A 15,480-nucleotide genomic window follows, 5' to 3' on the forward strand; every position below is an offset into this window, starting at 1 on the left:
AAATAAGGTTTAAGGTTTTGGGTTTAAGGTTCAGAGTTAAAAAATTTTGAACAATAAACTTTGAACTTTCAGTGCGCAAATATACTATTTTGAATTTGATTTTTCTACTTTTACAATCTTAATTATGAGCAGAAAAAAACGCGAATATCAATCCTCCGAACTTGTGAATTCTTTCGCCAGAATCTATGGCTTTGAGGATAAACTGAAAGCTTTTGAGATTAAGGATTTTTTGGAAGATTATCTTTCCAGCGATCTTTTTTCAGAAATCGAAATGGTGAATTTAAAAGAAAAAGTATTGGTTTTGAGAATCAAATCCCCTCTTCTGAAAAACGATTTCCGAATGAGAAAATCATTTTTTCTAAAGAAATTTCAGGAAGTTTTAAAAGACGAATCTTTGATCAATGATCTTCTGATTTTGTAGAAATATCCTGAATCATTCTTTTACTTTTCTCGTCTAGTCTAGACCTCAAAGGGAAGAAAAACCTGAATGGATTTTTTACGAAATATCTGAAAATCTCTTTAAAAATCTCTCTGGCTTCATTCATCTCCACTTTTCGGCTTCGGAAAGCTAGCAACATCGACAATCCAAAACTAACCGCGAAATTGAAAAATCCAATAACAAAAACCGTGACAAAGGAAATCCAAAATGTGTAAGAACTTACCACAAAATCTTTTCCATATAAACCTAAAGCAAAATTTCCAGCCGCGAAAGTAATGTGACGGATATCTAAATCAAGACCCAAGAAGAGTCCAATTGGTGCAGTTGCTCCTAGAAAAACACCAAACCAAAAATTGGAAACAATTCCTGCCCAATTCTTTGAATAATAATCAGATAGACGTTTTGCTATACTTTGACCAAAGAAATAATTGATAAACGGATTTTTTGCAATCCTTCTCGGAATCTGATAAAAAACTGAATTATTACTGATATTACCAGAAATCACCCCTGAAATAAAAAGGAAAACTCCTGCGATACAAGCATGTAAAATAGCTTTGGAATCAAAAGGATTAAGATCATAGAGCAATTTCGAAGATTTTTCGAAAGCAAAATTCTGTTTAAAAAGAATTTCTAATCCATAAATGATTATCAATGAAACAGGAAATGACAACAGAACATTTCCGACAAATGCAATAAACTGTGACCTAAACAGCTGAGAAACCACGTGCGCAAATTCTACATAAGTATTTTTATTATCGCCTTCTGAGAGAACTTTTGCCATAGTTGCTGCCGTCATCGCAGGCTGTTTGGTTGCCAAAGTAAAACGCATCAGATATATCATCACAAATCCCATCGCATAATTCATAGAAAACAAAAATGCGTGCGCAAAATCACTGGCAGGAACATAGCTGTAAAGCATCTTCAGAACACAAAGCGCTCCGACAATAACACCACCTCCAGAAGCTTTCCAAAACATTTTCATGTAAGCCTTGAAAGTGGATGTGATATAATGCGTTCCTGTTTCCGCAGTGTGATTTGTAATGAGATGCGACATCAATCTCGTACTATCAGAAACCAAATCCCGAAGATTATTTTTATGAGATTTGTATTTGATAATATTAAAAAACAGTTGTTTCGAATTGATCAAATAATCTTTTTCTTCATCAACAACAAATAATTTAATAATATCAGCCATTCTTTGTAGCTGTTGTCTGATTTTTAGTAATGACTGGTTGGTCTTGCTGGAAATTCCGTATTTTGAGGAATTTTTGAAAGCAATAGTGACAAAATCAAGGCACTGCTCTAGATAAATCTTGGTTTGCTTATAAATTTCATCTGAAGAAGTTAATTTAAAATTTGAACTCTCTTTGAATTTGGCATTCAGCAAATCCAACTCATTCTGTAGAGCTAAAAATGGATTATCAAAATTTCTATATTCCGGAACCATTTTCATCACTTCAACATCCAAAGCGTTTCCAATAACCCGCCAAGCCAAAATATTAATTGAAAAAAGCAATTCCTTTTTGACGTGATTATTATTGATAAACTGATCAATTTTCAATAATTGAAAAAGTTCATCCATCTTGTCTTCTGGCGAATTCTGAAAAAACTGAAGGTCTTTTCTCGGTGTCACCAGAACATTATCCACCAAATACCAAATCGTTTTCTCATTTTCTATCGGTGGCAAAACTTTGTTAAGGATTCTTTTTTTGAATTCTGGGTAAAAAGCATTTTCAGAAAGAATATCCGCCTCGGTCAACGAAAGATTGAACGGCCGATCTTTAAAAACATTATAAATATAATAAATCAGATTCTCCTTAATCTTATCATTATCCTTCAAATAAGCCGTGAAGACATCAAGGTCTTCTCTTTTAAGACTCGAGATAATTTCCGATAAAGGCTGTAAAGACACAGTCTCATTTCTTTCACTAAAATGATTTTTCAGAATAGTGCTGAAACTGTCTTTATTAAGTAATCTAATCGCCATATTACTACAAAAGTAATTATTTCAGAACAATATTGTTCATTTGGCGCATAATCCAGTTGTGTTTTTTGTTAAGATATGGACTAGGATTTTTTGGATCGTATTTTTTTGGGTTCGGTAAAACAGCCGCAATCCACGCGGCTTGGCTTTTGGTTAAATCTTTTGCCGGTTTATTGTAATAATATTGAGAAGCAGCCTCAATCCCAAAAACACCTTGCCCCATTTCAATCGAATTGAGATATCTTTCAAGAATAATATCTTTTCCCCAAATTTTTTCTATGATGAATGTATAAACAGCTTCCAGACCTTTTCTAAACCAACTTCTGCCCTGCCAAAGAAAAACATTTTTTGCAGTTTGTTGAGAAATAGTACTTCCTCCTCTTACAACCTTTCCTTTCTTATCGTTTTTTTTCAAGGCTTTTTCGATTTGTTTATAATCAAAGCCATTATGTGTAAAGAACAATTGATCCTCTGAAGCAATTACAGCTTTTTTGATATTGCTTCCCATATCTTCATAAGAAATATAATCACGATGTAGCTTTCCGTATTTTATAAGACCTCCTAATTGCGTTAATGTAATTGGTGGATTAAAGAATATTCCGAAAATCACGAATAGAACATTCGCTACAATAAGAATAAAAAACAGTTTCTTGATAAACTTCCACATTATAAAAGAGTAATTTTCAGCGAAAATAAAACAAAATTATTTTTTATCAACTCAAAATTTAATTTTAAAAATTAATTAAAACAAAAATTGGAGAATCAAAAAGCTATTGAAAGCTGAAATCTAAAACTTTACACAGAACAGAAATGATGATAACGATAAAGAAAAATAGAAAATCATAAAACCCAAAACTTTTGAACTTTGTAAGCTCATTATTTTTTTGATTTTGCCTGTAGCGTCTTTCTAATTCTTGTCTTTCCTCCAATTTAGTTTTGTAGGAATATTTTCTATCATTCATCATTTATAAGGAGTCGTTTTATTACCAATTACCTGAAGTTTTTATTTTGGACTGCAAATATTAGAAAAATATTGATACAAAAAACATATTAAAGAAAAAAAATGAAAAATTAATATCATATTCCAATATGACTGATAAAAATTAAACAATAATTATAAAATATTTAATAAATGAATAAATAAAAAACAAATAGAAATTTTAGATTTGAAATAAAAAAAACTCACAATAAATATTGTGAGTTTTAAAGTGAGCGCGAAAGGATTCGAACCTTTGACCGTTCCGATTGGAATCGGGATTCTCTATGCATTTGAGCCCTTAATTAGTTGTGAAATCTTCACTTTGCTTTTCCAAGATTTGATTTGCAATTCCCTTTTGTATGCAACACTTTTATCAGAAAAAACTTCATAGTAAACAATTTTCCAATCTTTAGCCTTTGCAGTAAATCCAGAATGATTAGATAAATGCTTCCGCAATCGCTCCTGCAATTCTTCGGATATATGACCAACGTAGAATTTGTTGAGTATTTCTGAAAAAAGAATATAAACCTTAAACATATTTGAAAACGAAAAAACCCCACAATAAATTATGGGGTTCTTGTGAGCGCGAAAGGATTCGAACCTTTGACCGTCTGCTTAGAAGGCAGATGCTCTATCCAGCTGAGCTACGCACCCGAAGGTTGTTTTGAGTGATTCTCTTCCCGAAGACCGTTCCGATTAAAATCGGAATGCTCTATCCAGCTGAGCTACGCACCCATTGTAATTTTTTAAATTACCAAAATTGTCGGGGCGGCAGGATTCGAACCTGCGACCTCCTGGTCCCAAACCAGGCGCGATGACCGGACTACGCTACGCCCCGAAGATTAAGACTTTATAATCAAATCCAGAATACTAGTCTTATGATATAAAAAAAGAGACCAACCGATCTCCAATTTGTGAGCGCGAAAGGATTCGAACCTTTGACCGTCTGCTTAGAAGGCAGATGCTCTATCCAGCTGAGCTACGCACCCATTGTAATTTTTTAAAATTACTAAAATTGTCGGGGCGGCAGGATTCGAACCTGCGACCTCCTGGTCCCAAACCAGGCGCGATGACCGGACTACGCTACGCCCCGATTAGCCATCTTTAGTTGCGGAGAGTAAGGGATTCGAACCCTTGGAACCGTTTCCAGTTCGCTTGTTTAGCAAACAAGTCCTTTCGGCCTCTCAGGCAACTCTCCTTGCAGTTTCAGGGACAAGTATTATCCCGTTATTGCGAGTGCAAATATAGAAGACTTTTGCGTAACTACCAAAATTTTTTATTTATTTTTTTTCATATTTTTGAATCATAAAAATAAACTTAAAACTAGTACGAATGCGTAATTCATTATATCTCATAACCTTAGGAACGTTAATTATTTCTTGCGGAACACAACAAAAAACTGCAAAAAAAATTAGTCCAACGCTTCCCAATGCTCCAAAACCAATTGTTCAGGTAAAAAAACCGGAAATAAAAGAGGAAGACGGAGAATATTACAGAGTTAATATTGCTGATATTACTAAGAATGACAACACTGCAAGTTATGGTTCTATTGTAAGTGCAAACCCTGCAGGATTCAAAATTGTAAAAACTTATTTTCCTGCTATTGGACAAAATTTCAGACAGAGATATGTAATTTTACATTACACTGTTCTTAATGATGAGAAATCTATCGCAACTTTGACACAGCAATCCGTAAGCGCCCATTATCTAGTAAGTACGCTTCCTGACAAAGAAATTTATCAATTGGTGGATGAAAACAAAAGGTCTTACCATGCAGGCGTTAGCAATTGGAGAAAAGACCAAAACCTGAACGACACCTCTATAGGAATTGAAATTGTAAATCTTGGTTACACAACAGATTCTTTGAATAACCGTGTTTTTTACCCTTATCCAGAAGAACAGTTCAAAAAAGTGGCAGCTTTGGTAAAAGATATTGTGACGAGATATAATATTCCGCCAACTAATATTTTAGCCCATTCTGATATTGCGCCAACCAGGAAACAAGATCCAGGTCCACTTTTCCCTTGGAAAAGGCTTTATGATGAATATCAAATCGGGATGTGGTATGATGAAACAGCGAAGCAAACTTTCCTCAATCAAATATTAACAACCAACGATATTGCCTTACAATACAATAATCCGGAATTTGTTTCTAAAATCCAGCAGCAATTGGTTCAGTTTGGATACACTTTGTCGGTTAATGGTGTTTGGGATAAAACAACAAAACAAACGATTGAGGCTTTCCAATTTCATTTCCGACCGAGCGATTACAGTGGAATTTTAGATGCAGAAACCTGGGCGATTTTGCAGGCTTTGATTCAGAAATATCCGCAAAAGTAGATGAACATTACTTTAAAAACCGAGAGGCTTACTTTAAGACCTATTTCTGAAAGTGATATTGAAAACATTTATAACTTACAAAGTTTAGAAGAAACTGCTAAATATAACACTTCCAAAATTCCCGAAAATCTCAACGAAACTAAAATCACAGTTGAGAATTGGATTCTTGAAAATGACCAAGAGAATCCTAAGAAATTCACATTTGCGATTGATTTGACAGATGATGAAAAATTCATTGGATTGATTGGAATCAATTTAGGAAAAGAACATTATCGAAATGCGGAAATCTGGTTTCAGTTTGATTATAGATTTTGGAATAAAGGTTACGCAACAGAAAGCTTAAGGAAAATCATTGAATTTGGTTTCGAAGCCTTGAAGCTTCATAGGATTGAAGCTGGTTGTGCCGTTGATAATATTGGTTCATTCAGTGTTTTAGAAAAAGTTGGAATGTTTCGAGAAGCTCATACCAGGCAATTGCTTCCACTTAAATCTGGTTGGTCAGATAATTATGGTTATGCGATTTTATCTACTGATGAGCGAAAATGAACAAGCCTCGAAAAATTAATTTCGAGGCTTGTTTATATTAATAAAAATCCTACTTACTCAACAAAAGAGAAACCCACTCTTCTCTCTGGATTTTCTTTTCAAGCTTCAGATTTTGTTCGGTGCAAACTTCCAGAATATCATCAACGTCAAAGAAACAAAGTCCAGACAGCAACAATTTTCCGCCATCTTCCAAAACTGAAACGTAAGTCGGAATATCGGAAATCAGAATATTTCTGTTGATGTTCGCCAAGATGATCTCGAATTTTTCTTTGCCCAGATTATCAGCTGTTCCCAGTTCGATGTCCAATTCTACTTTGTTACGTTGTGCATTTTCTTTGGAATTTTCCACAGACCATTCATCGATGTCAATGGCAACGGTTCTTGCCGCCCCTTTTTGCTTGGCAAAAATCGCTAAAACAGATGTTCCGCAACCCATATCAAGAACTTTTTTGTTATCCAAATCCATATCCAGCATCTGCTGAATCATCAAGTGCGTCGTAGGATGATGACCTGTTCCAAAAGACATTTTTGGCTGAATCACAATCTCGTGCATTTGTGGATTTGGTTCGTGGAATTCTGCTCGGATAAGGACTTTATCTTCAACATTAATCGGCGAAAAATTCTTTTCCCATTCTTCGTTCCAATTAATGTTCGGCATCTCCTCGTAGGTGTATGAAATCTCCACTTCTTCATTTTGCAGAAGGTAAATATTTTTCAAATCCTCTTCTTTAAAAAGGTCTTTTTGGATATAACCAAGAATACCGTCATATTCTTCTGTGAAGCTGTCAAAACCGATTTCTATCAGTTCTGCCATCAATATTTCGTTCCAGGGCTGGAGAGGTTTTATTTTGAAATTGAATTCCAGGTAAAGTGCCATTGTATAATTTTTTGCAAATTTAGGTTATTTTAAATTTTACGAAAATGAGAGTTCAACACAAAGGCACGAAGAAGTAATCTATAAAACCTGTTTTGAGGCACAAGGAATTATTTTCAATAATTAAGAAAAATTTTAATTTCCTAGTGCCTTAAAGCATCATTTAAATAAAAAGGTCTTGTGCCTTTGTGTTAAACTAATTCATCTTAATCTGATATGTAAATCCAACATGGAACCAGCGTCCAGGCATCGGAACCAGATTGGTTTCCACGTATTTTGCATTCGTCAAATTATTGATGAGAACATAGAAATTTAAATCTTTGTATCGGAAATTAAGTTGTTCATCCAACGTATTGTAGCTTCCGAGATTCACGCGCTCCGTATATCTGTAAATCAACTGATTGCTGAAAAACTTCAAAAATTTAACATCTACCTGACCAACAAATTGATGTCTCAAATTCTGCAAGGCATATCTGGATAACTCCTGATTTTTATATTGATTATCAAGATAAGTGTAATTCAATCTATAATTTAAAAAGTCAAATAATTGATGTTTAAATTCAGTTTCAAAACCTTTCAGATTGATTTTTCCAACATTTTCGGCAGTCCAAATACTTTCCGGAGTCTGTTTCAGCCAATCGATACCGTTATTAGTATTTCTAATAAATCCACTGACTTTCGCAAATATCTTCTGATTCTGGAAACGGTAACCTACTTCCGAAGACACTGAGTTTTCAGGTATCAAATTAGGATTTCCTTTCTCAGTAGGACTCACATAATACAAATCCGTGAAAGTCGGAATCCTGAACCCTTTAGAAATTGCGCCAAAGATTTTATGATTTTGATTAAATACATAACCCACATCCACGCCAGGATAAAAGAAATTCTGACCCGAATAATTTGCCCAACTTGCACCAGGATTGACTTCCAATTTTTGATTAAAAAATTTGAATTGATGGTCAAAAAACACCTGACTGACATCTCTTTTTCGCTCTCCAAGATTGTTGCTGGACAAAAATTCTCTTCGGAAATCCACACCAACATTGGTTGTTCCGAGTGATGATTCATAACTCGCATTCACGGTTCCGCCAACATTATTGCCGATGTGCATATTTCTGTACCCAGCAGGATTTGAACGTGTGTAAAGGTACATATCCTGTCCTCTTCGCCAATAAACACTAGAGTTGACAGACAATTGATTAAATTTCTGCTGATACTGCAAACTCACCACCGAAGCCTGGGTTTCCTCGTACTGATTAATCGCAGACGGTGATGCGTAAAAACCATTCGCACCAAATTTCTTCTCAGAAAAACCAGCCTGCAAGCTTATACTTCCTTCGTCCAGTTTTAATTTATTTTGATAGAAGAAATTCCTGATTTGATAATCTGTATTGAATCTGTAACCGTCCGAAGCGCCATTGCTCAGCGTCAGAAGATTGGTAAATTTTTCCGAACCGAATGTCGCCGAAGCCGACAAATCATAAGTCTTGAAATCGCCACCTTGTGCTTTGATCGTCACATTTTCTTCAGCAGAAGATTTCGTAACAATATTGATGACACCTGCGAAAACATTCTGACCGTAGAGTTTTGCCGATGAACCTTTCATAATTTCAATCCTTTCAACCGCCGAAATATCAAACGGAATATTGAATGTGTTATGACCCGTCTGAGAATCATTCATCCTGATGCCATTAATCAAAATCAAAACCTGCTCAAACGAACTTCCCCGAATCGAAATATCACTCTGAACTCCATTGGAACCTCGTCGTCTGATATCCAATCCCGAATGTAACTGCAACAATTCATCAATGCTTGTTGCCGGACTATTCTCGATTTGTTGTTTGGTTATAACAGTCACATTTTCATTCACATCATTGTACGGAATCGACAAAAATCGACCTTGTAAATTGACCTCATCGATTTCATTTTCTTTATTCTGCGCAAAGGCGTTGATTGATAAAACGACAGCTGACAAAGCCACAATTATTTTCTTCATAGTTTAATTTCCTTTCAGATAATCGGGCGCAAATATAGAGATTCACCCGAGTTAAGCTACTAAAATTTATTAAGAAAATCTTAATAGTTTAAATCCAAAAACTTACCCGAAAACGATTAAATTTTGCGTAATTTTGTGGGTCTTATTTTTACTATGGCTACAACAACCGACATCGATATCAAGAAATTTCTTTTCGTTAAAAACGCACACCTTAACAACCTGAAAAACATAGATGTTCTGATTCCAAAGAACAAGCTGATTGTGATTACAGGCGTATCGGGAAGTGGAAAATCGTCTTTGGCTTTCGACACGATCTATGCGGAAGGGCAAAGGCGTTATGTGGAAAGTTTAAGCTCCTACGCACGTCAGTTTTTAGGTAAATTGGAGAAACCGAAGATTGATGACATCAAAGGATTGGCGCCATCAATTGCAATTCAGCAAAAGGTAATTTCGTCCAATCCACGTTCTACGGTTGGAACTTCTACGGAGATTTACGATTATATGAAATTGCTGTTTGCGAGGGTTGGAAGAACTTATTCCCCTGTTTCGGGAGAAGAAGTGAAGAAAGACAGCGTGACAGATGTGATTGATTACATCAAGACATCTAAAAAAGACTCAACCTTTTTACTTTTGACGCCCTTGACATTTGAAAAAGAAATATTTGCTGAATTGCTCAAAACCCTTAAAGTTTCAGGATTCACGAGGTTAGAAGTAAATGGAAATCTTGCCGGGATTGAGGATTTGGAATCTTTCGGATTCACGCCGGAAAAAGATATGACGATTAATTTGGTCATCGATAGATTCAGTTATGAGGAAGATGAGAATTTCCTGCAACGTTTGGCAGACTCTATCCAAATGGCTTTCTACGAAGGTCACGGCTATTGTTCACTTAAAAATACAGACACAGGAAAAATTCGTGAATTCTCAAATAAATTTGAATTAGACGGCATCGTTTTCAACGAACCAAATGTTCATTATTTCAGCTTCAACAATCCTTACGGCGCTTGTCCGACTTGTGAGGGTTATGGAAAAGTGATTGGAATTGATGAAGATTTGGTAATTCCAAACAAAAACCTTTCGCTTCACGAGGATGCAGTTGCTTCCTGGAAAGGCGAAAGTATGAGCGAATGGAAAAAGGATTTTATCAAAAAAGCTAAGGATTTCCCTATCCATAAGCCTTATTATCAATTAACCAAAGAACAGAAACAATATCTGTGGAAAGGCGACAAAAGCAGAAATTTCCCAAGCATTGATAATTTTTTCAAAATGCTGGAGGAAAATCTTTATAAAATCCAGTATAGAGTAATGCTTTCCCGCTACCGTGGAAAAACACTTTGCCACGAGTGTGAAGGTCTTAGATTGCGAGAAGAAACCAGTTGGGTAAAAATCGATGGACACAATATCCAGTCGATGATTGAATTGCCTTTGGACGAGTTGCTTCCATTAATCAAATCTTTAAAGCTCAACGATCACGACAGAGAAATATCGAAACGATTGACTTACGAAATAGAAACCAGATTAGAGTTTTTGACGAAAGTTGGTTTGGGTTATTTGACTCTAAACAGAACCTCGAACACGCTTTCCGGTGGAGAAAGTCAGAGAATTAATCTTGCGACTAGTTTAGGAAGTTCATTGGTCGGTTCGATTTATATTTTGGATGAACCGAGTATTGGTCTGCATTCCCGAGATACCGAAAATCTGATTGGTGTTTTGAAACAATTGCGCGATTTAGGAAATACAGTAATCGTTGTAGAACACGATGAAGATGTAATGCGGGAAGCCGATTACATCATCGATATTGGTCCGGAAGCGGGTTATCTTGGTGGAGATTTGGTTTTCAGCGGCGATTATAAGGAAATGATGAAAGCGGATACTTTGACCGCAAAATATCTGAATGGCGATTTGGAAATTGAAGTTCCCACAAAACGAAGAAAAACAAAAGAATACATCGCAATAAAAGGTGCTCGTCAAAATAACCTGAAGAATGTTGACGTCAATGTTCCATTGGAATGTCTGACAGTTATCACTGGCGTTTCCGGAAGTGGAAAATCGACTTTGATGAAAGAAGTGATGACGAATGCGATTCAGATTCAGTTGGGAATGGGTGGAAAAAAAGCGGATTACGATTCGGTGGAATTTCCTTCAAAATTGATTCAGAATATCGAATTAATTGACCAAAATCCTATTGGAAAATCGTCCCGCTCTAATCCTGTTACTTATTTGAAAGCATACGATGACATCCGTGACCTTTTTGCGAAACAGAAATCTGCAAAAGTTCAGGGTCTGAAACCAAAGCATTTTTCTTTCAACGTAGATGGCGGAAGATGTGACGAATGTAAAGGTGACGGAGTAATCACCGTTTCAATGCAGTTTATGGCGGACATCGAGCTGGAATGTGAACATTGCCACGGCACACGTTTCAAAAAAGAAATTCTCGAGATCAAATACGACGAGAAAAATATTTCGGATATCCTTCATATGACCGTTGACGAAGCGTTGGAATTCTTCAAGGAAAACCACGAAGAGAAAATAGCAACCAAATTAAAACCTCTTCAGGATGTTGGTTTAGGTTATCTACAATTAGGTCAATCCTCTTCTACTCTTTCCGGAGGTGAAGCGCAGAGAGTGAAGTTAGCCTCTTTCCTTGTGAAAGGTGTAACGACGGACAAAACGTTATTTGTATTTGATGAACCGTCAACAGGTTTGCATTTCCACGATATCAAAAAATTATTAAAATCGCTTCAGGCATTGATAGAATTAGGACATTCCGTTGTAGTAATTGAGCATCAGCCTGATATTATCAAATGTGCCGACCACATTATCGACGTTGGTCCCAATGCCGGAAAATACGGTGGCGAGATTGTTTTTACGGGAACACCTGAAGATTTGATTAAAGAGAAAAAGTCTTTTACAGCGAAGTATATTGCGGAGAAATTAAAATAAAAAAGAGAGTCATTACGACTCTCTTTCTTTTATAGGTTATATAAAAACGGACTCTTCTTAAAATAAGTTTCATCTTCAATCTGAGAAATCAGGAATTCCGATAAATCATTAGCACTAATATTTTCACCAATGCAATCATATAAATTAGTTTCAGTTTTAAAACTTTCATCAGTCTGAATTATCAGAGGTAATCTTACCAAGGTCCAATCCTGATTACTTTCTACCAGAAGTTCATATTCTTTTTGTTTATCCAAAGTTGTTTCAGGATAATTCTGATACATCCATTCGGTAGCCATTTTTACTTTTCCATTCTTGTTATCAAACGGAGTGTTGACATTCAATCCTGTTATCACGATGTATCTTTTGATTCTGTTAGAATTCATAGACTGAATAACATTCTTTGTTGAATCAGAAAATATTGATTTTTCTCCTTTTGGCTGACCGATTGTACTAATTACAGCGTCGCAAGTTTCTATTAATTCATTTATAGAATCATAATCCCTTGCATCGCCTTTTACAACTTCAATTAATGGATTTTGGTTAGAAAAATTATCTGGATTTCTTAATAGTAATTTGATTTGGTAACCTTTTTCAATAAGTTTCTTTACAAGAAAGCTTCCTGCCTTTCCTGTTCCGCCAATCAAGGCGATTTTATATAGTTTCATAATGTTCTCTTTATTATATTAGAAAATAAAAAATTGTGGGAATCAACGGATTTGATTCCTAATATTTCAGGCCTTTATAGAAACAAGGCTGATAAAATGTGATATTTTATAAAGAGATTGTAATGGAGCAAAAATATAAAATTATTTTACATTTTCACAGAAAAGAGCATGATTATGAGTTATCCACAAAAAAATGTGGATAAGTATGAAATTTTAACATTTAGTTTACAAATGGTATGGTTTTTATTTCTAAATTTACAATAGGATTTAGGAAATGATTACAAAATTTGCTTTTGACCCAATCGGAATTACTCAAATTAAATTTGATATAAAAATTTAAAGGATAGCATTGTCGGCTGTCCTTTTTTGTTGTTGTTTAACTAAAAAAATGAGATGTTTTTATCTACTGAACCGGCTTCTAAAGAGTCGGTTCTTTTATCTTCAAAACTTTTTAGCCTTTATTAAAAATAATTTTCTCGCAGGTTTTTTGATCAAGCAGTTTTATTTTAGCATTTTTAATCTGCGAAATCTGAACAATCTGCGAGAATTAAAATCTTAAAATCAATCATTATACAAAAAAAAGACTGTTTCTCTCGAAACAGTCCTTCTTTCCATTTTCAGATTTTATTATTTAGCAGCATTCACATTGATGCCAATTTCGATGTCCTTGCTGATCATCCATTCAGCCGGATCCGTCTCGTCAGTCCCGAACTTGATTCCCCAATCTGCTCTGTTCACAGTAAACTTAGCTTCAATAGCCGCTTTACCTTCAGCAACAGTCACTTTCGCAGGGAAAGAAACGTTAAGTGTTTTTCCCAACAATGTCAAGTTTCCGCTCACAGTTTTGTTAGCACCAGCAACGGCATCTTTTGGAAGTTCTCCAGCCAAATCCGCTACAGAAGTAATTTTGAAATCAGAAGTTGGATTTTTAGTAACATTGAAGAAATCTTCATTCTTTAAGTGAGCTTCCAGGTCAGCCGGTTTTTTATCAGCCTCTGTTACAGACGCAGGATCAACTTTCAAAGTGGTCATATCGATTACAAAATCTCCAGAAGTTACCGCATCATTTTCAACTGTAATTTCTCCAGATTTCAGGTTAAGTGTTCCCCATCTTGGTGCAAAACCTCCCTTGTGGAAAGCTTTCCAATCCACTTTTGATGTAGCCAAATCTACTTTGTAAGCTTCACCAGTTTTTGCTGCAACTTCCTGCGCATCTTTTACTGTTTCTTTTTTGTCGTTACAAGCTGTAAACATCAAAGCAGCGCTTGCCAATGCTAATACCGTTAATTTTTTCATAGATAATATTTTAAATTAATTATTGTTTTCTTGCAGAAAAAAAAGACCTTAAACCTAGACACCGCATTGATGTATATCAATAAAGTCTATCGCTTTAATTATTTCACCTTGTCGAATCTTTATATTTGGGCAGCTTTATCCGCCTTCCACTCCCGCTATTTTTTGCCAATGCCAAATTCCAGCCACAAAAAATGAGCTCCTTTCAAACCTAACGCACTGGTTCACCGATTCAAAATAAAAATAAATAAGAATTTTGAGATAAGTCGGGCTGCATAAGATTCTATGCTTTAATTCTCATTCAAATTTAACACAATATTTCATTTATCAAAAAAAAACGACACAAAACAATAACTAACTGACTATCAATACAAAAATATTTTAATAAAAATTCAAGAATATCAACTTTAGGCATTAGATTTGATTCTAAATTTTAACTTAATTAACATTTTTTAACAATATAAAATCTTTTACTTCCAATGAAAAAAACTTTTGCTGAAAAATCAAATCATTTGATTTTTCTTGGGACTGCTGCTTTAATCGTTAGCGCAGTATTTTTTTTGAATTCCTGTAACAAAAAATCAAAACAGGTAGCAAGTTCAAAAACACATTCAGAAAAAGTTGTCCCCAAAACAGCAAAAGTGATTTCCACAAAACCGGAGATTCCCGACGACCCAAACAAACGTTACATCTATCTGACCTTTGACGATGGTCCGAATAAAGGAACAGAAAACCTTCTGAAAATCATCAACAAATATCAGATCCCTGTAACATCTTTCATCGTAGGAAAACACGCTTATGATAGCAAAACACAAGCTAAAAACCTGAAAGAATTAGAAATTCACGAATTGGTAGAATTAGCCAATCACAGCTATTCTCACGCAGAAAACAAATACTCTGAATTTTATAAAAACCCTGAGAAAGTAGTTCACGATTTTGACCGGGCTAAGGACAGTTTAAAATTCAAAAACAAATATGCGAGAACCCCTGGACGGAATATCTGGAGAACTTCTGACATCAATAATACCGATATCAAAAGCTCTAAAACTGCCGCAGACGAATTACAAAGAGCAGGTTATGTTTTGGTTGGGTGGGATCTTGAATGGAAACCTGACAATACAATGAAACTGAAAGGTTCTCATCAACAAATGGCAAAACGCGTGGACAGTATATTTTTCAATGATTTGGAAAAGACTTCCCGACATTTGGTTTTTCTCACGCACGACCAATATCTTCAGGATGACGATTCGGTTAAAGAATTGGATTTGTTTATTTCCGGCTTGCAGAACAGCAACCGTTTTGAGTTTAGAAAAATATCGGATTATCCTGGGATTAATGATATCTTGAAATAATTTTTTTTAAACCACAAAGACACAAAGTTTTTTCACAAGGTTCACAAATTAAATAGTTGTTTTCTTAGT

Annotated in this window: 12 protein-coding genes and 5 tRNA genes; 5 read left to right on the forward strand and 12 right to left on the reverse strand. The window is 35.2% G+C overall.

Annotation, left to right across the window (positions count from 1 at the left end; translation table 11 throughout):
* The first annotated feature begins 124 nt into the window (after window positions 1-124).
* Entirely contained in the window at window positions 125-421 is a 297-nt protein-coding gene (locus tag KI430_RS07195) for a hypothetical protein (protein WP_074233383.1), read from the forward strand.
* Here KI430_RS07195 and KI430_RS07200 read toward each other — a convergent pair.
* From KI430_RS07200 to KI430_RS07235, 8 genes are all read right to left on the reverse strand, one after another.
* Window positions 399-2,426 (reverse strand): site-specific recombinase, encoded by a 2,028-nt coding sequence (locus KI430_RS07200; protein WP_248877580.1) that lies wholly within the window; start codon window positions 2,424-2,426, stop codon window positions 399-401. The two genes, KI430_RS07195 and KI430_RS07200, sit on opposite strands and share 23 nt — an antisense overlap.
* Window positions 2,427-2,442: 16 nt before the next feature.
* Window positions 2,443-3,090 carry a monofunctional biosynthetic peptidoglycan transglycosylase gene (gene mtgA / locus KI430_RS07205; protein ID WP_248877583.1) on the reverse strand — a complete coding sequence of 216 codons (648 nt, stop codon included), beginning with the start codon at window positions 3,088-3,090 and terminating at the stop codon, window positions 2,443-2,445.
* 594 nt (window positions 3,091-3,684) lie between these two features.
* A complete protein-coding gene (locus KI430_RS07210) occupies window positions 3,685-3,939 on the reverse strand; it encodes a GIY-YIG nuclease family protein (RefSeq protein WP_248877585.1) in 255 nt (84 codons plus the stop codon).
* 43 nt (window positions 3,940-3,982) lie between these two features.
* Window positions 3,983-4,056, reverse strand: a tRNA-Arg gene (locus tag KI430_RS07215).
* A 109-nt stretch (window positions 4,057-4,165) separates the two neighbouring features.
* Window positions 4,166-4,240, reverse strand: a tRNA-Pro gene (locus KI430_RS07220).
* A 77-nt stretch (window positions 4,241-4,317) separates the two neighbouring features.
* A tRNA-Arg gene (locus tag KI430_RS07225) sits at window positions 4,318-4,391 on the reverse strand.
* A gap of 29 nt (window positions 4,392-4,420) precedes the next feature.
* Window positions 4,421-4,495, reverse strand: a tRNA-Pro gene (locus tag KI430_RS07230).
* A gap of 18 nt (window positions 4,496-4,513) precedes the next feature.
* A tRNA-Ser gene (locus KI430_RS07235) sits at window positions 4,514-4,600 on the reverse strand.
* Window positions 4,601-4,734: 134 nt separating this feature from the next.
* On the opposite strand from KI430_RS07235, the gene KI430_RS07240 reads away from it, so the two are divergent.
* Window positions 4,735-5,742 (forward strand): N-acetylmuramoyl-L-alanine amidase, encoded by a 1,008-nt coding sequence (locus KI430_RS07240; RefSeq protein WP_248877587.1) that lies wholly within the window; start codon window positions 4,735-4,737, stop codon window positions 5,740-5,742.
* Entirely contained in the window at window positions 5,743-6,288 is a 546-nt protein-coding gene (locus KI430_RS07245) for a GNAT family N-acetyltransferase (RefSeq protein WP_248877589.1), read from the forward strand. It abuts the gene before it with no gap.
* Window positions 6,289-6,337: 49 nt separating this feature from the next.
* On the opposite strand, the gene prmA is transcribed toward KI430_RS07245, so the two are convergent.
* Together prmA and KI430_RS07255 are read right to left on the reverse strand one after the other, a co-directional pair.
* On the reverse strand, window positions 6,338-7,165 hold the full coding sequence (gene prmA, locus KI430_RS07250; RefSeq protein ID WP_248877591.1) for a 50S ribosomal protein L11 methyltransferase: 828 nt from the start codon (window positions 7,163-7,165) through the stop codon (window positions 6,338-6,340).
* 193 nt (window positions 7,166-7,358) lie between these two features.
* Complete coding sequence (locus KI430_RS07255; protein WP_248877593.1) at window positions 7,359-9,158, reverse strand: TonB-dependent receptor plug domain-containing protein; 1,800 nt, start codon at window positions 9,156-9,158, stop codon at window positions 7,359-7,361.
* A 153-nt stretch (window positions 9,159-9,311) separates the two neighbouring features.
* Between KI430_RS07255 and uvrA the strand changes: the two genes are divergently transcribed.
* Entirely contained in the window at window positions 9,312-12,101 is a 2,790-nt protein-coding gene (gene uvrA, locus KI430_RS07260; RefSeq protein WP_248877602.1) for an excinuclease ABC subunit UvrA, read from the forward strand.
* Between the two features lie 29 nt (window positions 12,102-12,130).
* On the opposite strand, the gene KI430_RS07265 is transcribed toward uvrA, so the two are convergent.
* Together KI430_RS07265 and KI430_RS07270 are read right to left on the reverse strand one after the other, a co-directional pair.
* Entirely contained in the window at window positions 12,131-12,766 is a 636-nt protein-coding gene (locus KI430_RS07265) for an NAD(P)-dependent oxidoreductase (protein WP_248877605.1), read from the reverse strand.
* 627 nt (window positions 12,767-13,393) lie between these two features.
* Window positions 13,394-14,062 carry a YceI family protein gene (locus tag KI430_RS07270; protein ID WP_248877608.1) on the reverse strand — a complete coding sequence of 223 codons (669 nt, stop codon included), beginning with the start codon at window positions 14,060-14,062 and terminating at the stop codon, window positions 13,394-13,396.
* 476 nt (window positions 14,063-14,538) lie between these two features.
* On the opposite strand from KI430_RS07270, the gene KI430_RS07275 reads away from it, so the two are divergent.
* A complete protein-coding gene (locus KI430_RS07275; protein ID WP_120214707.1) occupies window positions 14,539-15,411 on the forward strand; it encodes a polysaccharide deacetylase family protein in 873 nt (290 codons plus the stop codon).
* Window positions 15,412-15,480: the final 69 nt, after the last annotated feature.

It is taken from the genome of Epilithonimonas zeae, assembly GCF_023278365.1.
Classification (GTDB): Bacteria; Bacteroidota; Bacteroidia; order Flavobacteriales; family Weeksellaceae; genus Epilithonimonas; species Epilithonimonas zeae_A.

Coding starts and splice junctions, on each gene's coding strand:
- uvrA (WP_248877602.1), top strand. CDS start 9,312: ATGGCTACAACAACCGACATCGATATCAAGAAATTTCTTTTCGTTAAA.
- KI430_RS07245 (WP_248877589.1), top strand. CDS start 5,743: ATGAACATTACTTTAAAAACCGAGAGGCTTACTTTAAGACCTATTTCT.
- KI430_RS07275 (WP_120214707.1), top strand. CDS start 14,539: ATGAAAAAAACTTTTGCTGAAAAATCAAATCATTTGATTTTTCTTGGG.
- KI430_RS07210 (WP_248877585.1), bottom strand. CDS start 3,939: ATGTTTAAGGTTTATATTCTTTTTTCAGAAATACTCAACAAATTCTAC.
- KI430_RS07265 (WP_248877605.1), bottom strand. CDS start 12,766: ATGAAACTATATAAAATCGCCTTGATTGGCGGAACAGGAAAGGCAGGA.
- KI430_RS07255 (WP_248877593.1), bottom strand. CDS start 9,158: ATGAAGAAAATAATTGTGGCTTTGTCAGCTGTCGTTTTATCAATCAAC.
- KI430_RS07270 (WP_248877608.1), bottom strand. CDS start 14,062: ATGAAAAAATTAACGGTATTAGCATTGGCAAGCGCTGCTTTGATGTTT.
- KI430_RS07195 (WP_074233383.1), top strand. CDS start 125: ATGAGCAGAAAAAAACGCGAATATCAATCCTCCGAACTTGTGAATTCT.
- KI430_RS07240 (WP_248877587.1), top strand. CDS start 4,735: ATGCGTAATTCATTATATCTCATAACCTTAGGAACGTTAATTATTTCT.
- prmA (WP_248877591.1), bottom strand. CDS start 7,165: ATGGCACTTTACCTGGAATTCAATTTCAAAATAAAACCTCTCCAGCCC.
- mtgA (WP_248877583.1), bottom strand. CDS start 3,090: ATGTGGAAGTTTATCAAGAAACTGTTTTTTATTCTTATTGTAGCGAAT.
- KI430_RS07200 (WP_248877580.1), bottom strand. CDS start 2,426: ATGGCGATTAGATTACTTAATAAAGACAGTTTCAGCACTATTCTGAAA.